The organism is Bradyrhizobium uaiense, assembly GCF_010811875.1.
GTDB classification, from domain to species: Bacteria; Pseudomonadota; Alphaproteobacteria; order Rhizobiales; family Xanthobacteraceae; genus Bradyrhizobium; species Bradyrhizobium uaiense.
In genome coordinates, this window is the sequence record NZ_VKHP01000017.1 from 1 (window position 1) to 19,405 (window position 19,405).

Below are 19,405 nucleotides of genomic sequence, written 5' to 3' on the forward strand. Positions count from 1 at the left end.
CCCCTTCAATCGATCGTCACGACAAAGCTGTTTCCGCCGCGCGAGGCCGGCCGCCTGCTGCCGCGAGACCACCTGATCGCGCAATTGGTCAAGGCACGGCGGCATCGTTGCGTGCTGGTCGACGGCCCCGCGGGGTCTGGCAAAACGTCATTGGTGGCGGCTTGGCGGCGCGAATTGCTCGCACTCGGCTTCGACGTGGCGTGGCTCACGCTGGCGTCCGATGACAACGATGTTTCCCGCTGGCTGGACTATCTGCTGGCGAGCTTTTCCCAGGTCGATCCAACAATCAGCGACACTGCATCGCAGCTCGTGGGGCGAGGCGTCGACAGTGAGGCCGTCGACCAGCACGCAACGATGCCGCCGTGCCTTGACCAATTGCGCGATCAGGTGGTCTCGCGGCAGCAGGCGGCCGGCCTCGCGCGGCGGAAACAGCTTTGTCGTGACGATCGATTGAAGGGGCTCGGGTGATGCACCTGCATCGCTCGGCCGGCGAGACGTCATCTCAGTCAAACCTCCGTCCTCCGCCGGGATTGTCGCGGCCGGCCCGGCGGCAGCAAGGCCACATTATGTCACGGCGCAACCCGAAGACCACCCGGAGCGGGTGGGGCGGCCCAGGCAGTTCCGAGTGTAGTTTTCGCGCAAGCTGGCGTTCACACAGGTCGATCGGAGCAAAATTGAGCGTTTTGTCCGGAATTCGCGTCCTCGAATTCGAGGCAATCGGTCCCGCCCCCTTCGGGGCGATGCTGCTCGCCGACATGGGCGCGGATGTCCTGAGGGTCGACCGCCCGTTGCCGCCCGAGGACCTGGGGCCGCGCCGCAGCGGCAAGCCGGTCGACGTTACGGGCCGGGGCCGTCGCTCGGTCACGCTCGACTTGAAATCGCCGTCGGCAGCGTCCGCGGCGCTCGCCTTGATCGAAAAAGCCGATGTGCTGATCGAGGGTTTTCGTCCCGGTACGATGGAGCGGCTCGGCCTCGGGCCTGAAGCTGCGCTCGCGCACAATCCGCGGTTGGTCTACGCGCGCATGACGGGCTGGGGGCAGACTGGTCCCCTGGCTGAGAATGCCGGCCACGATCTCAACTACATCGCGCTATCGGGTGTCCTGTCGGCGATCGGGCCGGCAGGCGGGCGGCCCCTGCCACCACTTAACCTGGTTGGCGATTACGGTGGTGGGGGCATGCTGCTCGCGCTCGGCGTTGTCGCGGCGCTGCTCAACGTGCATCGCGGAGGGACGGGGCAGGTCGTCGACGCCGCCATGACCGAGGGCGCCGCCCAACTCGGGTCCATCATGTGGGGGCTGGTCGCCGGAGGCAGCTGGCAGGAGCAGCGCGGCAGCAACATCCTCGATGGTGGCGCGCCATGGTACGACAGCTATCGGACCCTCGATGGCCAGTACATGGCCGTTGGCGCGGTCGAGCAGCGCTTCTATGCGGAACTGGTCGACAAGCTCGGCCTCGCCGACGCCGGGCTCCCGAAGCAATACGATCGCAGCGGCTGGCCCGCGCTGCGCAACGCGTTCGCAAAGGCGTTTCTCGCCAGGACGCGGGACGAATGGTGCGAGATATTCAACGACAGCGATGCATGTGTAACCCCCGTCCTCGGGTTTTCGGAGGCGCCGCATCATCCGCACAATCGCGCCCGCAGCAATTTCATTGAAGTCGGCGGCGTCGTTCAACCGGCACCTGCGCCGCGCTTTCTCGGCACGCCATCCGAGCAGCCCAAACCGGCACCGCAACGCGGCGAGAACGGGGCGGCCGCGCTCCATCAATGGGGCTTTGGCGCTTCGGACGTATCCAGGCTGTGTGAGCTCGGTGTGGGATTTGCCGGCCAGCCTGAACCCCAGCCGGCGTGATCAATTCATCGGAGAGGCAACAGAGCGTGAGCGGAATCCTCGATTTGACTGACAATGTCGCCTTGATCACCGGCGCCGGACAGGGTGTCGGCCGCCAGATCGCACTGCATTACGCCACTCATGGTGCGGATGGTGTCATCGTCAACGACTTCTTCGAAGAACGCGCACAGGCCGTCGTCGACGAAATCAGGGCACTCGGTGGCAAGGCCATCGCGGCGGCTGGCGACGTGACCGATCTCGATGCCGTGAAGGGAATGGTGCGCAGGGGCAATGAGGCGTTCGGCCGCATCGATATTCTCGTGAACAACGCCGGCAATGCCGGGGCGATGCCCGATCCGGAGGCGCGCAAGCCGTTCTGGGAGACGGGGCCTGGCGCCTGGAACAGCTTCATCGGTGTCAATTTCTACGGCGTGATCAACTGCGCGAGCGCCTGCATTCCGTCGATGATTGAGCGCCGTCGTGGACGGATCATCACCATCATATCGGACGCCGGCCGCACCGGCGAGGCCGGCCTCGAAGTCTATTCTGGCGCCAAGGCCGGTGCAGCCGGCTTCACGCGTGCGATCGCCCGGTCGCTCGGCCGCTACCAGATCACGGCAAACTGCATCGCCATCGCCGCAACGATGACGCCTCCGATCGAAGCGCGGCTCAAGACCGAGCCGGAGCGGCTCAAGAAGATGATGGAGAAGTACGTCATTCGCCGTCCGGGCCAGCCGCAGGACGTCGCGAACATGGCGCTCTATCTGGCTTCCGGCGCCAGCGACTGGATTACCGGCCAGACCTATCCGGTCAATGGCGGCTTCTCCTTCTCAATGTGACCAACGGTGGCAAAATGAGCGAACGTGTTCTGACCGAGCGGCGCGGTCATATTCTGGTCATCACGATTAATCGTCCGGAGGCCAAGAATGCCTTCGACCTTGCATCCGCGCAGGCGATGCACCGGGCGATGGACCTGCTCGATGCCGAGGACGATCTCTTCATCGGCGTCGTCACGGGAGCCGGAGGCACGTTCTCCGCAGGCGCTGATCTGAAGGCGGTGGCCCGCAACGAGCGCGCAGTGACGCACCGCGGCGGCTTCGGCATGTTCAAGCGGCCGTCGCGCAAACCGTTGATCGCGGCGGTGGAAGGATTTGCGGTCGGTGGCGGGCTCGAGCTCTGCCTGTCCTGCGACCTCATCGTTGCGGCACGGGACGCGAAGATGGGGCTGCCCGAGGTCAGGCACAATGTCGCGGCCGTCGGCGGCGGATTGTTCCGGCTGCCGCGGCGCATTCCCTATCACATCGCCATGGAGCTGGCGCTGACCGGCGGCTTCCGTGAGGCCGAATTCTTCCAGCGCTATGGACTGGTGAACCGCATCAGCGAGCACGGGCAGGCGCTCACCGACGCGATTGGCTTCGCCGAGGAGCTTCTTGTCAACGGTCCCACCGCGCTCGCCGCCTCCAAGGAGATCATCTTCCAGTCGGCGAACTGGACCGACGAGGAGGCCTGGAGCCGACAGGCGCCTATCGCGGCGATCGCGTTCGACGCCGAGGACCGTGCGGAAGGCCTTCGCGCCTTCGCCGAAAAGCGAAAGCCGGTTTGGCGCGGACGCTGAGAGACCAGGCAACGACCGACGGTACGTCGGCGAGGGAAACGCAAGGAACCGGAGGAAACGATGGCCCGCAAGGACCTGAGAATCGAAGCCCTGACTCTCGCGGCCTGCATTGCACTGGCGAGCACGCCGGCTATCGCGCAGAAGAAATATGATCCGGGGGTCAGCGATACCGAGATCAAGATCGGCAACATCATGCCCTATAGCGGACCCGCGTCTGCCTACGGTGTGATTGGAAAGGCAAGCGATGCCTATTTCCGAATGATCAATGACGAAGGCGGCATCAACGGCCGCAAGATCAAATTTATCACCTATGATGACGCCTACAGCCCGCCGAAGACCGTCGAGCGGGCTAGGAAGCTCGTGGAGAACGACGAGGTGCTGCTGGTCTTTCAGCCGCTCGGTACGTCGGGAAACACGGCAATTCAGAAATACCTCAACACCAAGAAGGTCCCGCAGCTTTTTGTCGCCTCCGGCGCAACCAAATGGGGTGATCCGAAGGGCTTTCCGTGGACGATGGGCTTCCAGCCGAACTATCAGAGCGAGGGCCGGATTTTCGCCAAGTACATCCTGGAGCATAAGCCGGATGCGCGGATCGGCGTGCTCTACCAGAACGACGACTTCGGAAAGGACGTGCTGAAAGGACTGAAGGACGGTCTTGGCGCGAAGACGTCGCTGATCGTGGCCGAGGCGAACTACGAAGTCTCCGATCCGACCGCCGACTCCCAGATCGTGAAGCTCAAGACTGCGGGCGCCGACGTCTTCGTGGATCTCACGTCGCCACGGTTTGCGGCGCTTGCGATCAGGAAGGTCGCCGAGCTTGGCTGGAAACCGACGCATTTCCTGAGCAGCGTTTCGGGTTCGATCGGGTCGGTGTTGCAGCCGGCCGGGCTGGAGAATGCGAAGGGCGTGCTGAGCACCGCCTATACCAAGGACCCCTCTGATCCCCTCTGGAACAACGATCCGGGAATGATCAAGTGGAATGCGTTCATGGATAAGTACATGCCTGGTGCGAACAAGGCGGACCAGGGGCACATCTCGTCCTACATGGCGACGCAGACCCTGGTCGAGGTCTTGCGCCGATGCGGCGACGATCTCTCGCGCGAAAACATCATGCGTCAGGCGGCAAGCCTTCGTGATTTCGAGGTCGACGTCCTGTTGCCGGGCATCAAGGTCAACACCAGCCCAACCGACTTCTACCCCGTCGAGCAGATGCAGATGCGGCGCTTCGATGGCCGCGTGTGGGAGCTGTTCGGGCCAGTCATGAACGGCGAAGTTGGCAGTCCGGCCGGCTGAGCGTGCGCGGTCACGCCGACAAATGCAGCAAGGGAGGCAGCAGGTGAACGAGCAAATCGGGTTTGCGCCGACGACGACCACTATGATCCTGCGCGCGCTGTCGCGATTTCCGGATCGGCAGGCATTCGTATGGAATGGCGGCAGCCTGACGTATTCGGCGGTGCGCGACCTGATTGCCGGCTTGCAATCGGGAATGGTCAGCGCCGGCCTCAAGACGGGCGATGTGGTGGCGCTGCTGAGCGCCAACAGCGCCGAGACCTGGTGCGCGGGGATCGCGGCGCAGGCCCTCGGTCTGCTGATCACGTGGCTGCACCCGCTGGGCTCGCTCGCCGATCATCTTGCCGTCGTCGAGGACATCGGGGCGACGGCCCTGATCGTCGACCCAAAGACGCACGGCCAGCGCGGCGCGGACCTAGCGGCGGCCGCCGCCCATCAGCTCAAGCTGACGTTCGCGATGGGGCGCGCCGAATTTGGCTGCGACCTGCTGTCTGCCGCGCGTGCCGCCGGTGCCGTGACGCCGGTCGATCTGACCAATATCAACGAACGTGCGATCGTGAACTATACCGGCGGCACGACTGGAAAATCGAAAGGCGCGGTCCGCACTCACCGTGCATTGGTTGCGTCGGCGCAGTCGGTGGCGGCCGAATTCGGGCTTCCCGAGACCCCTCGCTATCTCGCTGCCGCGCCGATCACGCACGTCTCCGGCAGTTTCGTGCTGCCGTCGCTGGCTCGCGGCGGCACCGTGCATTTGCTCAAGGGCTTTGATCCCGATGAGTTCCTGACGACGATCGCACGGGAGAAGATCAACGTGACCATGATGGTCCCGACGATGATCTACGTCATGCTCGACCATCCGAAGCTTGGTGCCATCGATATCTCGTCGCTCGAGTTGCTGCTCTACGGTGCGTCGCCGATGTCGCCGACACGGCTGGTCGAGGGACTTGAGCGCATCGGGCCGATCTTCGCTCAGCTCTACGGTCAGACCGAATGCTATCCCGTCAGCTTGCTGGGCAAAGCGGACCACGACGACCGCCGGCCCGAACTGTTCGCATCATGCGGGTTCCCGCTGGCCTCCTGCACGGTGTCGCTGCTGGATGAGAACAATCAGCCGGTCAGGCCGGGGGAAGCGGGTGAAATCTGTGTCCGCGCCACGCAGGCGATGGAGGGCTACTGGAAGCGCCCCGAGCAGACCGCCGAAACATTTGCAGGCGGCTGGCTGCATACCGGCGACATTGCGAGAGCCGACGAGCGTGGCTACCTCTATATTGTCGACCGCAAGAAGGACATGATCGTCTCGGGTGGCTTCAACATCTTCCCCCGCGAGGTGGAAGACGTGCTCTCGTCCCACCCCGACGTCGCGATGGCCTCCGTCATCGGAATCCCCCATCCCAAATGGGGCGAGGCGGTCACGGCCCTGGTCGTTCCGAAGCCTGGCAAACAACCGGACGCCGAATCCCTGATCGATCTGGTCAAGCAGCGGAAGGGCGGTACCCACGCGCCAAAGCAGATCGAGTTCGTCGACAGCCTGCCGCTGACCGCAGTCGGCAAGGTGGACAAGAAAGTGCTGCGCTCCAAGTACTGGGCAGGTCAGGAGCGACAGGTCGGATAGCCTGCTCTGCAGACTTCCAGCCGCCTGCACAATTCCAATTGCCAACATCTGTGAGAACGAAATGGTTGACGCACTGATCATCGATGCATGCAGGACGCCACGCGGAATCGGCAAGGCCGGCAAGGGCGCGCTTACCGAGCTTCATCCGCAGCAGCTTGGCGCCACGGTGTTGCGAGCGCTTGCCGATCGCACCGGCATCGACACCGCCGATGTCGACGACATCATCTGGGGCACCAGCTCGCAGCGCGGCCCGCAGAGCGGCGACCTCGGCCGGATGAGCGCGCTGGACGCCGGTTACGATGTCCGGGCGAGCGGCGTTACTCTCGATCGGTTCTGCGGTTCCGGCATCACCAGCGTCAACATGGCGGCGCACGCGATCATGTCGGGTTCAGAGGATCTCGTCATCGCCGGCGGCACCGAGATGATGTCGATGGCAGGCCGCCGCGGTGAGGGGCCGGTGGTGATGGACGCCGGAAACCTGCGCCTGCGTGCCCGGCATCCGCAATCGCACCAGGGCGTCTGCGCCGACGCCGTGGCGACCCTGGAAGGCATTACGCGGCGGGAACTGGACCAACTCGGGCAGGAGAGCCAGAGGCGCGCGGACACGGCGATCAAGGGCGACCATTTCAAGAAGAGCCTGGTGCCCGTTTTCGGCGAGGATGGCGCGCTTGCTCTCGATCATGACGAATATCCGCGGTCGGGCAGCACGCTCGAAGGTCTTGCAACGTTGAAGCCGGCGTTCGCGGCGATGGCGGATGTTCCGCTCGACGATCGTGGGACGACCTATCGCCAACTGATCCTGGACCGGTATCCGGACCTCGACATCAACTTCGTGCATCACGCCGGCAATTCGTCGGGTGTGGTCGACGGTTCGGCTGCAATCCTGCTGGCGTCGCCGGACTATGCAAGCAAGCACGGCCTGAAGCCGCGAGCACGCGTGGTGGCGACCGCGAATATGGGCGACTCACCGACCCTGATGATGAACGCGCCGGTCCCCGCGACGCGCAAGGTGCTCGCGAGAGCCGGGCTCACCCTCGATGATATCGATCTGTTCGAGGTCAATGAGGCGTTCGCTGTGGTCGTGGAAAAATACATTCGCGATCTCAAGATCGACCGCGACAAGATCAACGTCAACGGAGGTTCGATCGCGCTGGGGCATCCGATCGGCGCAACGGGATCGATTTTGATCGGTACGGTTCTCGACGAATTGGAACGACGCGATCTCAGGCGCGGTCTCGTGACGATGTGCGCCGCCGGGGGGATGGCGCCCGCCATCATCATCGAACGGGTCTGATGGCTTTCGGCGATGCTGGAGCCGCGTTCCAACTCCATCGCAACGGAAATAGCTCTAGTTCCTTGAGGATGCGGTTTCGTTCGCCTGCAGTCGCGTGTCCGATGGATATTCGCCGAACAATTGATAGTAATACTGAGAGAACCGTCCGAGATTCAGGAATCCGTTCTGGAGTGCGAGGTCCGCAATCGTCGCGGTGTTTTGTGGATGCCTGCGGAGCGTGGCGTGAATAGAGCACAGCCGTCGATGTCGGAGGAATGAAATCGGGCCGAGCCCCAGAGCTTCATGCACCGCACGGTGCAGCGTTCGGCGAGAAAGGCGTAGCTCTTTGCATATCTGAGATATGTGGATTGGTCCGTCGCCCTGGGTGTCAAGATAGTTTTCGATCTCTCTGACCGTCTTCAAGGCCGAAGGCAGCGGTCCACCGCGATCTGACGGGGCACCTGCAACCGCGCTCGCCGTAACGGTCTCGATGATCGCCCGCTTCCAGAACTCGGCCGCTTGGGCCGTCAAGACCAGATTGTTCGCAAGCCGAGCAGCTAATTCCTGGAGCCGAGAGATGACCCACCGAACCGTCTCATCGGTGCCATTAAATTGGTGTCCCCACCAGAATGCCGGATCCGCTGGCCGACCTTCGCTACTGAACATCGCTTCGATATCTGATGGGGTAAGAGAGATGATCAGGACTGAACCGCCACCATAATGTCTGTTGTCCAGCTCTTCGCCCGGTTGTCCAATTAGCAGATCGCCGGGGGACAACTCGTGTGATCCGCAGGTCACGCGCTCGGTACTGCTTGTCAGCATGCCGATGGTGATCCGGTCTTTGCGGACCAACCCCCTGGATCTCAGGCCACGATTGAAAGCTGCAATGTCGATGGGAAGACCTGCAATCGTGCCATGCGATAGCCGTCCTCGCATCTTGCCGCGCCCGAGCTGAACGATATCCCGCTGTACGCCGGTGATCGTCTTCTCAAGCTCTTCGAAGCACTCAATTCTCTGGGTGTGCAATATCGCGAAATTATTCATCTAGGCCGATCCTTCAAGACGGAAGGAATTGCGCACCCTCGCCGCTTCGAGCCAATTCTCGTCAAATGCAGCACGAAGTGCGTCGATCGGTCGCGGTACGGCAAGCGTCGACACTTTAGCCCCTCGATGTTGGCGTGCCGGGTCATTGCAGCTCACCGAGCAACATTTGGCACAAACTGGACATCACAGTCCAGCACGACGTGTTTATCGTTCTGATTCAACGACAACGAGAAGGGCTCGATCAGCGGCGACGCGGCACTTGCATGTGTCCGGCTGCTCGACTCCTGCGCGGCCTTGCGGTCTCGTTGGGCCGACAGCGCTCATGAGTGAAAAGGAGACCGTAATGCAGAGATCTCGCGCTATTTTGCGCTTTGATCAGCGTGAGACGACTGTCGGTACGATGCTCTCCGTCGCGCTTCTCGTGCTTCTTGGATCGATCGTATGCTCTTCGCAATCATCGGCGTCGACGCTTCGATCCGTTGGCCTGATCGGGGCGCAGGTTGATCAAGCTAGCGACGTCACCAGAGTCGTCGTCGTCAGACGCGATCGCGCTGCCGCTGGGTCGCCTGGCGGCTTCGTCGCAGGTCCTACAACAGTGGTGCGGCCCGGCTGGTATGGCTGGCCCGTAGGCGGAGCGATCGCAGCCGGCGCTGCGCTTGGCTCCGTCACCGCGGCGACCGCGGCAGCATATGCAGGTGCGGCTCCGGCGCCCGGTATGTGCTGGTACTACACCGATCCGTCCAGGGCCCAGGGTTTCTGGGACTATTGCCCGCGGTAATTCTGATCAGCGTTGGGAACAGGCGTCATGGTGCGGGCTGGCGCGGAGCGCAACGAGCAACCGTCGGATCGTGTCAATACTGATGACATGATCTGGATACCCGGCGGGACGTTCCGCATGGGCTCGGACCGGCATTACCCCGAGGAAGCGCCGGCGCATCAGGTCACGGTCGACGGCTTCTGCATCGAGCGAACTCCGGTGACGAACCGGCAGTTCAAGAATTTCGTGAGAGCAACCGGCTATGTCACGACGGCTGAAATTCCGCCGGACCCAAACGACTATCCCGGGGCATTGCCGGAGATGCTCTATGCCGGCTCGCTGGTGTTTTCGCCACTCCCGCGCGTCGGGGATCTGCGCGATTTGAGCCAATGGTGGACCTTCATGAAGGGCGCCGACTGGCGGCATCCTTATGGTCCGAAGAGCAACATCAATGTTCTCGACCATCATCCGGTCGTGCATATCTCCTTCCATGATGCGCAGGCTTATGCCAAATGGGCCGGCAAGGATCTACCAACCGAAGCCGAATGGGAGTTTGCAGCACGTAGCGGACTAGACGAGGCCGAGTTCGCCTGGGGTGACGCACTGACGCCTGACGGTGCCCATATGGCCAACACCTGGCAGGGTGCTTTCCCGAACCAGAATCTTTGCGAGGACGGCTACGAGCGGACGTCGCCGGTGACGGCATTTCCAGCGAACGGCTATGGCGTTCACGACATGATCGGAAATGTCTGGGAGTGGACGTCCGATTGGTGGTCGTCGAAGCACGATGCCGATCCGGCCAAGCCGTGCTGTATTCCGCAAAATCCGCGCGGCGGTCCGGAAGACGCCAGCTACGATCTACGTCAGCCCACGGTCAGGATTCCACGAAAAGTCCTGAGGGGCGGCTCGCATCTGTGCGCACCAAACTATTGCCGCCGCTATCGCCCGGCGGCACGCCACGCCGAGCCGGTCGATACTTCGACCAGTCATGTTGGCTTCCGGTGCGTGGTGCGCCCGAACCGACCGCAGCCGATCCAAGAGCTTTCAGAAATTTAGGGAGTATCGAATGATTGATGACGCCAAGAAAGACAACGTTCGGACCGGTCAAGTCCAGAAGGGTGGCCGAATGCTTCGCAAGCTGCTTGCAGCGGCAGTTGTTGCAACCAGTCTCTCGCCACTGACATTTTCGGCATCAGCGCAGCAGGCCAACGCCGCGAAACCGAACATTCTTGTTATTTGGGGCGACGACATCGGTTTCTGGAATGTCAGTGCTTATAGCCATGGCGCGATGGGCTATCGCACGCCGAACATCGACCGGATCGCCAAGGAAGGCGCAATTTTCACGGACCACTACGGTCAGCCGAGTTGCACCGCGGGCCGAGCTGCGTTCATCACCGGCCAGTTGCCGATCCGGTCCGGGATGACCACGGTCGGTCTGCCGGGCGATCATCTGGGCCTCAAGCCGGAAACCGTAACGCTGGCCGAGGTTCTGAAAACCCGGGGATATGCCACCGGCCAGTTCGGCAAGAACCACCTCGGCGACCGGAACGAACATTTCCCGACCGTTCACGGCTTCGACGAGTTCTTCGGCAATCTCTATCACCTGAACGTGTCCGAGGAGCCGGAGATGGACGGTTACCCGACTGATCCAGCATTCAAGGCGAAATACGGCCCGCGCGGCGTCATGCATTGTTACGCCACCGCGACGGATCAGCCGGGCGAGGATCCACGCTATGGCAAATGGGGCAAGCAGAAATGCGAGGATACGGGACAATTGACACGCAAGCGCATGGAGCGCGTCGACGATGAATTCATCGATGGCGCGTTCAAGTTCATGGACAAGTCCGTTTCCGAGAAGAAGCCTTTCTTCATCTGGCTGAATACGAGCCGCATGCATGTCTTCACGCATGCGCCGGCCGAGTATCACGAACGTTGCAAGGAGTTCACCGGTGGCGACGATCCGCATTGTGCCGGCATGATCCAGCATGACGACAACATCGGCTCGGTGCTCAAGAAACTTCAGGATCTCGGCATCGCTGATAATACGATTGTGGTCTATTCGTCCGACAACGGTCCAGAACATTCCACATGGCCGTTCGGCGCAACGACGCCCTATCGCGGCGAAAAGATGACGACTTGGGAGGGGGCGATCCGCGTGCCGATGATGGTGCGTTGGCCGGGAAAGATCCCTGCCGGAAGTGAGCTCAACGGTATTCAGTCGCATGAGGACGTGTTCGTCACCCTCGCTGCCGTCGCCGGTGCGACCGACATCAAGGAGCGTATGGCCAAGGGCGACGATCTCGGAACCGGCGTCGTCAAGAAAAACTACCTCGATGGCTTCAACAATCTCGACTACTGGGAAGGGAAGACGAACAAATCCGCGCGCAACTTCATGATCTATTACGCGGAAAACCACATTCAGGCCGTGCGCGTGGATCGGTGGAAGGGGCATTTCGCCATGCGCGACGGGTATTACGGCACGACCACTGCGGCTGAAATCCCATGGATATTCAACATCCGACAGGATCCGTTCGAATCGTTCGATCAGGCTCCGGGCCCGCGAGCGCTCGTATCCCAGGCGCATACCTATGCAACCTACATGATCAAGGACATCGTGGAGGCGCATGTGAAGACCCTCGCCGAGTTTCCGCCTGTGCAGAAAGGCAACTCGCTGAGCATGGATCAACTGATTGAAGGCATGCAGAAGGGAGCTCAGTGACGCGGGTCTGATTGAACCGAGGTATGCGCACTTCAATCGGGGCGCATGTTCTGAATGATCCGTTCGAACATCGAGCGATGGAAGCCGCGTTTACACGCGGCCTCCCCAATTGGCCGCGCTGAGAGGCGCATATTCTGATCACGATCGTATCAACGATCCCGGCAAGCGTAACCCGTCCTACGGGACCACGAGCCGCCGAATGAAGGTAAGAGCAATGAAACTTGGAAACCATCTGAGCTTGGCGCTGGTGGCTGGCGCATTGATGCTTTCACCAGCGAAGGCACAAACCCCACTAACCGCCTATACCGACGCAAACGGCTTTATTGACGTGCAAGCGCTAACCTGCGCGCAGCTTGCAGGCACCTACCAGGAAGACGCCGACATGTTGGCCGCTTGGTACAGCGGTTGGTACAACGGTCTCGCCAAAAAGCACTTCGCGCACATTACCCGGGCGAAGTCCGGTGAGCATCAGTTGATCCTCTATTGTAAAGCCCATCCCGGTGTGAAGATCATCGAGGCGATCGACGTCCTCATGAAAGACGAAGGCAAGTAGTTCGAAAAGCGCAGGCGCCCCTGTCGCTGCGTCTGGACGGCGAGGGGATCATCGTGAGCGGATACGACATCTTCGCTTGGATCGTGCTGATCATACTGCTCGCGAGTGCGGTTGGCGTGTTCTGCATCGCCGGTTGGCTGCCGGGACACATCGCGAAGGCGCGTGGTCATCCGTGGGCGCAGGCCGTCACGGTCGCCGGTTGGATCACACTGATCTGCGGATTCGCGTTTTGGCCACTCGCGTTCAGCTGGGCCTATGTTGATGTGCCCGCGCCGCGCAAGACGGAGAACGTGTGATGGGCGTCGTGATTATCAACAGCTATCTCGTGCTGTTGTTTCTGCTCGTGCATTTCAAGATCGTGCCCTTTAACCTGTTCTGGAAGCTATCCCCGTTCCTCGTATTACTTCTGACCATGTTCGGGCTGCTTATCCCGATGAATTGGGGTGCGCCTCAAGGCTCAGCCCTTGTGGTACGCAATGCTGTGTCGATCGTTCCTGACGTGGCCGGCGAAGTGATCGACGTGCCCGTCACAGCCAATGTTCCGCTGAAAGCCGGCGACGTGTTGTTCAGGATCGATCCGACCCCTTTTGATGCGCAAGTGCAGGTCATCAATGCACAATTGAAGCTGGCGTCGACGCGCCTGTCGCAGATGACGACACTGTACGAGCGTGACGCGGGCCGCGCCTTCGACGTCGAGCAGCGGCAATCTGAAGTCGATCAGCTCAAGGGCCAGCTCCAGGCCGCGCAGTGGAATCTCGACAAGGCGGTGGTGAAGGCGCCAGCAGATGGCTACGTCACGAACCTTGCGCTGCGCAAGGGCGCGAGGGTTGCTAACTTGCCGTTGTCACCGGTCATGGCGTTCATCGATACGTCCGACGCGATAATCGGTGTTGAGATCAACCAAATCGACGCGCGCTACATCTTGCCGGGCCAGGAGATCGAGGCAACCTTCAAGTTTGTGCCGGGGCGAATCTATTCCGGCAGAGTTGAAGGCGTGCTCCAGGCGGTAGCAACGGGCCAGGTACAGACCTCGGGTACCGCCGTTCTACCGAAGGCGGTCGAGGCCGTGCCCTTCGTCGTGCGGATCAGGCTGGATGACCAAGAAGTCACGCGTCGGTTGCCCGCCGGCGCGAGTGGCACGGTCGCGATCTACACCGATCACCTGAAGCCGACTCACATCGTGCGCCGCGTGCTTCTGCGCCAAGTAGCGATTCTCAACTACGTCAACCCGTTCTGAAGTGCATTGAGCAGACACAAGGAAACAGCCAAGATGCTCCCTCATCTCAAGACAATTGGTGCAGGCGGGCTTTGTGCGCTCACCTTGCTTCTAGCTCCACACTCCGCGTGCGCGGATGAAGGCGGCATCAGCTTCTGGCTGCCCGGTAATTTCGGCAGCCTTGCCGCGGTGCCGGGCACGCCGGGCTGGTCCTGGGCGACGGTCTATTACCACACCGAGGTCTCTTCCGCCGCCGGAGCGCGCTTCCCGCGCGGTGGGCGGCTCGATGTTGGCGTCGGCGGGCAGGGCGATCTCGCGTTTTTCGGCCCAACCTACACGTTCGCGGTGCCGGGTCTCGGTGCAGTCGGCTCAGTCAGCGTGCTCGGCATCGGCGGTCGCAACAATGCCTCCGTTGCCGCGTCGCTGACAGGGCCGCTCGGCAATACGATCAACCTGTCGCGCTCCGAGGCGCTGACTGACATTGGCGACGTCATTCCACAGGTCACGCTGAAGTGGAACAGGGGCGTCAACAACATCATGATCTACGGTATGGGCGACATTCCGGTCGGCGCCTACGATCCGAAGCGCCTCGCCAATCTTGGCATTGGCCATGGTGCAATGGATTTCGGCGGCGGATACACTTATTTCAATCCGCAGACCGGCAACGAATTGTCCGGGGTCGTCGGTTTCACCTACAATTTCAAGAATCCCGATACGCAATATCAGAGCGGCGTCGACTTCCATTTTGACTGGGGCGCGTCGCGCTTCGTCACGCCGAATGTGCAACTCGGCCTAGTCGGCTACGTGATGCAGCAGATTTCCGACGATACCGGCCCGGGCGCAACGCTGGGTGGCTTCCGCTCGCGCATCGCCGGCGTCGGGCCCCAGGTCGGGTTCATGTTCCCGGTCGGGGATATGCAGGGCTATCTCAACATCAAGGGCTATAAGGAATTCGCTGCCGAGAACCGTCCTGAGGGTTGGAACACGTGGGTCACGTTCGCGATCTCGCCGGCACCGCCTGAGCCGGGGACGGCGAAGCCGATCGTGCGGAAATACTAGTGAGGCAACGAAAGTCAGGATGAGCGACGCGCGCGGGACCAGCCGGCGACCGATCCGGATCGGTTTCCGCACCTCGATCGTTACGGTGTTCATCGCCGTGGTTCTGGTGATGGGACTGACGCTGGTCTATCTCAGCTTCAAGCGCGTCTCATCGATCACAGAGACTGCGGCGAGCACCTTTATCGACAAGGTGGCGCAGCTCGGCGCCGATCGCATCGACTCCCAGTTCAAGGGCGTTCGCGACTCACTCGCGATCCTCGCCGGTCTGCCGCCGATCCAAGAGGCCGACCTCGCTGACAATACCAGGCTGTACAGCCTGATGGCAGCAACAACCCCCAGCTCTTCAGTCTCTATGTCGGATATGAGGATGGCTCGTTCCTGGAAATGGACGTGATCGACCGTGCCAAGCCCGGCTTTCGCAAGAGCCTGAATGTCGATGAAGACGCGGTCTACCGCGTCGTGATCATTTCCCGCACCGGCTCGGCAGCCGCACCACCAGTAACGCAGTTCCTTTCGGAGAATCTGATTCAGGTCGCGGAGATTGCCGGGCCGGCATCTTACGACCCGCGCCGGCGGCCTTGGTATGTGGAGGCCTTTAAAGATGACAAGACGCTGTTGACGGGACCTTACGTGGTTCATTACTCCGAGCGGACCAGTCTATCGTTGAGAAAGTCCATGAAGAAAAAATTCGATCCTGCGCCCATCGACAAGCTCGCGGTCGATCCCAAGAAGGCGATCGAGGCGGACATGAAGCAAACCAAACTCGAGGAAGGTCTCGAAGAAACGTTTCCGGCTTCCGATCCCGTGAGCGAGACTCAACCGAAACCCTCAAAATACTAGTCATCCTGCGACGTCGTCCACGGCAATCATAGATTGGCGCCGAGATACGACGGGAGTCACTCGAGTCGCACGGGTCAGTCGGACAGGTCGGCGAGAAACTGCCGCGGCGGTACGAAGAACGTTGCTCCAGAGACGGGTGTTGAGTAGTCGAGGATGCGATCGTGAAGCGGAGGCGGATCTCCGATAAACATCCGCTCAAGCATTTTCTCGATAACCCACAAATGCCGCGAGTAGCCGATGAAGTAGGTCCCGTACTCTCCTCGCCCGGGCACCGCGAACGGCATGTTGTCACGCAGAATATCATGCTCGCCCTCTTCATCAGTGATGGTGCAGAGTGTTTTGTGAGACTTCTGCCCTTCACTCGCGTCCGCCAGCTCGACATTGTCGAACTTGGTCCGGCCGATGATGGCCTCTTGCGTTTCGGCGGCCTGAGCCCGCCAGGCAGCCAGATTGTGGAGGTATTTCTGGACAACTACATAGCTGCCGCCGGCATGGTCCGGATCTTCGTCCCCAACGAGAGTCGCGGCGGGGAGATCGAGACCATCGGGGTTCGCCGTGCCATCCACGAACTCCAGCAGGTCGCGGCCGTCGAAATACCGGAAGCCTGCGACATCGTCCACGGCGATGACTGCGTCGCCGAAGGCCTCCAGCAGGATCTTCTCAAACTCGATGATAAGATCGGTCGAAGCGGCGCGGATATGGCAAAGCAGATCTCCCGGCGTTGATATCGCGGTATGCTTGGCTCCCTTGATCTCCCTGAACGCGGTGAGCTCCCTGGGTTCCGCTTTGCCGGTGAGAGTCAGCCAGACGCGATGCCCGATTCCCACGTTGGCGGTGAATGTCTCGCCGTTGGCACGTCCCCGGATATCCTTGATGAGATCGGCGGTCGAACCGAGGACTGCACGAACCGTCTCAAGAGCCTGATCGCCGGGATTGATTGCTAGTACGAGGAAGGCCGCCGACGCGGTCATTGGCGCATCGATGTATTGGGGCTCGGAGTCAATCGCGCGATGCCGCGCCTCCGGGGTCTGCGTTGCGTTGGACACTGTGATCGCACCTCCCTCGTCGAACAGGATCGTCTCTTCAGGTCTGTTGCATGGCAACGTGTCGCCGCGGCGTCTGTCCGGGTATTGTCGCGAGATCCGTTGCTCGCTCTAATCTGGCGGAACATCTCATGTCGTGCAATCGTGCACTGACTCACCCAGCGTGATCGGGCAGTGTGTTCCGGGCGAAGTCGATAGACAAATTGTCCGCAACGACACAGACAAATTGTCCGGCGTCGGTCTACGCCGCGTTCCAGATCGCTGGCACTGCGGCGCGTTAGAAATGGCACATCTATTGCTCGAAGCGCTTGCGATCACGTCGTGAAGTTGACCGTTTCGCTACGGCAAATATTCGAATAGTCGCTGCGAAGCCGGGTGCGATCGAGCTGGCGATCTGCGCGCGTTGGCGTGTCAATGCATTCTCGATGCCTCGTACTTCCTTCGAGCAAGAGTTGAGGTCATTGCAACAGTTTTCTGCCGATCAGAGCCTCGGCGTGCTGCTTGTCGCGAAAGAAGATGGCGCACCAATCGGCGCTTGCCTCTTGGTCGAGTCCGAGTTCGAGCCGAACCACGATGTCGCGCCATGGCTCACAGGTCTGTTCGTTATCCCCGAGCATCGCAAAGAAGGAGCGGGATCCATCCTGGTGCGAGCGATCGAGGATCAGGCGCGGCAGCGCGGATTTTCCCGGTTAAACCTGTATACATCAGAGGCAGCCGGATTCTATGCGCGGCTCGGATGGTCGATCGCCGATCGCACCTGCTGGAGGGGCGTTGATGCAACGCTCATGGTTCGCGATCTGTGAAGTGATGTCATGAAGTCGTTCTAGACCCGGCCGTCACGCCAGCTTCCCTGGGCACCTTGGCAAGGCCTCCGGTCCAACTTGTCCGTCGCGTGAGACAAAATGTCTGCCCTAAGGGCGGTGATCGCCCTCTAATTCATTGAATTTGCGTCGTCTTGGGATTTGGCGTGCTCCTTGCTCTGGGAGCACCCGAGTCAATGAGCGTATGGCCGATCGGTCCGGGTTGATCCGGAGCGACCGTCGCTTAAGGACCGTTAGATGGCGCTCGCTCGAGATCCCGATGGTCAGTATGAGGTTCACCGTCATGGAATCTATTTCGTGATGTACAATGACAGTGCCGAGGTTACGTGCATGATTGGGCGCAGAGCCCTCAATGTGATGCGCGTGCGGTTTCATCCCGCTCTGAGCGCCGAGGAGTTTTTCCTGATGCGTCGATCGCGCATCGAACGCGCCGCCAGCGATAAGTTCGAAAATCGTCAGTCCAGCGTCACCCGCGTGGTTTCGCTCGATCGGTTCGACGTGGATTTCTGAACCCAACTCAACTTTATAAATGATGTTACAACTCGACACAGCGGCCGCATTCTCCGTGCCGTCACAGGGAAATCCTCCCGGATCCGACGCATCGGTGTCCGCAGAATGTCTATGCTGGCCAGCCCGCGGCAGCGAAGCTCAGACCAGCGCAGCCTTGCAATGCGGGCGTGGGAATCGACCTGGAGTGCCGGAGAGGCGGCAATGATCGTACGTTCCAAGCCCGGCTTCTGGGACGTCGCGTTTGCGGTCAACGGGTCGATCTTGCCGCGGATCGCGCCGCATCTGGTGGCGATTGCACTGATCAGTGTGTTGGCCATCTTCGCCGCCATGGAGCATCCGGGTATTTTCGCGCGCATCTCCGCGGTGCCGTTCACGTTGATCGGCATCGCGCTATCGGTCTTCATGAGCTTCCGAAACAGCACATGTTACGCCCGCTGGTGGGAGGGACGCGAGCTCTGGGGTAAGCTGATCATCGCCTGCCGCTCGTTCGCACGTCAGATCTCCACCCTCGAAGACGACGATCGGCGTGTCCTGCTCCGCGGCCTGTGCGGCTTCTGCTCCGGACTAACGGCGCGCCTGCGCGGGGAGGACGAAGTGGCGGCGATCAAGCCATGGAGCGAAATCGACGTCGCTTCAGTCGGCCCCAACCCGACCAATGCCGTACTTAACCAGATCGGGCTACACTGCTTGATGCTGATGAAGCGGGATCGGATCGAGCCGATCCACTACGCAGTCCTGGAGGGGCAACTCACCGCTCTCTCCGACGTGCAAGGCGGATGCGAGCGTATCGCGTCCACTCCGGTGCCATTCGCCTATTCGCTGTTGCTGCATCGAACCGCGCTGATCTTCTGCGTGACGTTGCCGTTCGCGCTCGCCGGATCGCTCGATTGGTGGACGCTGCTGCCCGTTCTGCTCGTCGCCTACACCTTCTTCGGCCTCGACGCGCTCGGCCATCAGCTTGAGGCTCCCTTCGGGTCGGAGCCAAATGCTCTTCCGCTTGACGCAATGAGGCGAGGCATCGAGCGCGAAATGCTCGCCCTGCTCGGAGAGCGCGATTTGCCGGCTCCGATCGAGCCTCGTCAGAACGTGCTGATGTAACTCCGCCGTGAATCGTCGAAAGCAGCGAACCCCAAACCACGCCAACGACTCAGTGTGGGGTTGTCGCGGGTCGCCAGGAAAGATCGTTGGACCAAACGTAGATGGCGATAACTGCCAGGCACAAGG

19 protein-coding genes and 1 pseudogene are annotated in these 19,405 nt (G+C 61.2%); 18 read left to right on the forward strand and 2 right to left on the reverse strand.

What is annotated here, in order from left to right; translation table 11 throughout:
• From FNJ47_RS06850 to FNJ47_RS06880, 7 genes and pseudogenes are all read left to right on the forward strand, one after another.
• Positions 1-468, forward strand: a pseudogene (locus FNJ47_RS06850) (hypothetical protein); the annotation flags it as partial.
• 206 nt (positions 469-674) lie between these two features.
• A complete protein-coding gene (locus FNJ47_RS06855) occupies positions 675-1,850 on the forward strand; it encodes a CaiB/BaiF CoA transferase family protein (protein WP_163151935.1) in 1,176 nt (391 codons plus the stop codon).
• Positions 1,851-1,876: 26 nt separating this feature from the next.
• A complete protein-coding gene (locus tag FNJ47_RS06860; protein WP_163151938.1) occupies positions 1,877-2,668 on the forward strand; it encodes an SDR family oxidoreductase in 792 nt (263 codons plus the stop codon).
• Between the two features lie 14 nt (positions 2,669-2,682).
• Complete coding sequence (locus tag FNJ47_RS06865; RefSeq protein WP_163151940.1) at positions 2,683-3,444, forward strand: crotonase/enoyl-CoA hydratase family protein; 762 nt, start codon at positions 2,683-2,685, stop codon at positions 3,442-3,444.
• A gap of 60 nt (positions 3,445-3,504) precedes the next feature.
• A complete protein-coding gene (locus FNJ47_RS06870; RefSeq protein ID WP_163151942.1) occupies positions 3,505-4,737 on the forward strand; it encodes an ABC transporter substrate-binding protein in 1,233 nt (410 codons plus the stop codon).
• Positions 4,738-4,780: 43 nt separating this feature from the next.
• Positions 4,781-6,346 carry an AMP-binding protein gene (locus tag FNJ47_RS06875; protein WP_430649359.1) on the forward strand — a complete coding sequence of 522 codons (1,566 nt, stop codon included), beginning with the start codon at positions 4,781-4,783 and terminating at the stop codon, positions 6,344-6,346.
• A gap of 61 nt (positions 6,347-6,407) precedes the next feature.
• A complete protein-coding gene (locus FNJ47_RS06880) occupies positions 6,408-7,640 on the forward strand; it encodes an acetyl-CoA C-acetyltransferase (RefSeq protein WP_163151946.1) in 1,233 nt (410 codons plus the stop codon).
• Positions 7,641-7,694: 54 nt separating this feature from the next.
• Here FNJ47_RS06880 and FNJ47_RS06885 read toward each other — a convergent pair whose 3' ends face one another.
• The gene (locus tag FNJ47_RS06885; RefSeq protein WP_163151948.1) at positions 7,695-8,663 is read right to left on the reverse strand and encodes an AraC family transcriptional regulator; all 969 of its coding nucleotides are present in this window, start codon (positions 8,661-8,663) and stop codon (positions 7,695-7,697) included.
• Positions 8,664-9,468: 805 nt separating this feature from the next.
• Between FNJ47_RS06885 and FNJ47_RS06890 the strand changes: the two genes are divergently transcribed.
• The 8 genes from FNJ47_RS06890 to FNJ47_RS51065 all read left to right on the forward strand — a co-directional run bounded on the left by FNJ47_RS06890 (position 9,469) and on the right by FNJ47_RS51065 (position 15,807).
• Positions 9,469-10,476, forward strand: coding sequence for a formylglycine-generating enzyme family protein (locus FNJ47_RS06890; RefSeq protein WP_163151950.1), 1,008 nt, complete (start codon positions 9,469-9,471; stop codon positions 10,474-10,476).
• 10 nt (positions 10,477-10,486) lie between these two features.
• Positions 10,487-12,139, forward strand: a complete 1,653-nt coding sequence (locus FNJ47_RS06895) for an arylsulfatase (protein ID WP_235999546.1) — start codon at positions 10,487-10,489, stop codon at positions 12,137-12,139.
• A 199-nt stretch (positions 12,140-12,338) separates the two neighbouring features.
• A complete protein-coding gene (locus FNJ47_RS06900; RefSeq protein WP_430649360.1) occupies positions 12,339-12,692 on the forward strand; it encodes an HdeA/HdeB family chaperone in 354 nt (117 codons plus the stop codon).
• A gap of 53 nt (positions 12,693-12,745) precedes the next feature.
• Positions 12,746-12,988 carry a DUF3302 domain-containing protein gene (locus tag FNJ47_RS06905; RefSeq protein ID WP_163151952.1) on the forward strand — a complete coding sequence of 81 codons (243 nt, stop codon included), beginning with the start codon at positions 12,746-12,748 and terminating at the stop codon, positions 12,986-12,988.
• On the forward strand, positions 12,988-13,929 hold the full coding sequence (locus FNJ47_RS06910) for an HlyD family secretion protein (RefSeq protein ID WP_163151954.1): 942 nt from the start codon (positions 12,988-12,990) through the stop codon (positions 13,927-13,929). Before FNJ47_RS06905 ends, FNJ47_RS06910 begins: the two co-directional genes overlap by 1 nt.
• A gap of 33 nt (positions 13,930-13,962) precedes the next feature.
• Complete coding sequence (locus tag FNJ47_RS06915) at positions 13,963-14,967, forward strand: SphA family protein (RefSeq protein ID WP_235999555.1); 1,005 nt, start codon at positions 13,963-13,965, stop codon at positions 14,965-14,967.
• A 19-nt stretch (positions 14,968-14,986) separates the two neighbouring features.
• On the forward strand, positions 14,987-15,361 hold the full coding sequence (locus tag FNJ47_RS51060; protein WP_235999556.1) for a hypothetical protein: 375 nt from the start codon (positions 14,987-14,989) through the stop codon (positions 15,359-15,361).
• Positions 15,352-15,807 (forward strand): PDC sensor domain-containing protein, encoded by a 456-nt coding sequence (locus tag FNJ47_RS51065; RefSeq protein ID WP_235999557.1) that lies wholly within the window; start codon positions 15,352-15,354, stop codon positions 15,805-15,807. Before FNJ47_RS51060 ends, FNJ47_RS51065 begins: the two co-directional genes overlap by 10 nt.
• A 74-nt stretch (positions 15,808-15,881) precedes the next feature.
• On the opposite strand, the gene FNJ47_RS06925 is transcribed toward FNJ47_RS51065, so the two are convergent.
• Positions 15,882-16,853: a Dyp-type peroxidase gene (locus tag FNJ47_RS06925; RefSeq protein WP_163151956.1), complete on the reverse strand. Its 972-nt coding sequence runs from the start codon at positions 16,851-16,853 to the stop codon at positions 15,882-15,884.
• Between the two features lie 422 nt (positions 16,854-17,275).
• Between FNJ47_RS06925 and FNJ47_RS06930 the strand changes: the two genes are divergently transcribed.
• From FNJ47_RS06930 to FNJ47_RS06940, 3 genes are all read left to right on the forward strand, one after another.
• Positions 17,276-17,653, forward strand: a complete 378-nt coding sequence (locus FNJ47_RS06930; protein WP_347341625.1) for a GNAT family N-acetyltransferase — start codon at positions 17,276-17,278, stop codon at positions 17,651-17,653.
• Between the two features lie 255 nt (positions 17,654-17,908).
• Positions 17,909-18,181: a DUF1488 family protein gene (locus tag FNJ47_RS06935; RefSeq protein WP_163151960.1), complete on the forward strand. Its 273-nt coding sequence runs from the start codon at positions 17,909-17,911 to the stop codon at positions 18,179-18,181.
• A 201-nt stretch (positions 18,182-18,382) separates the two neighbouring features.
• Positions 18,383-19,279: a bestrophin family protein gene (locus tag FNJ47_RS06940; protein ID WP_163151962.1), complete on the forward strand. Its 897-nt coding sequence runs from the start codon at positions 18,383-18,385 to the stop codon at positions 19,277-19,279.
• The last annotated feature ends 126 nt before the right edge of the window (positions 19,280-19,405 follow it).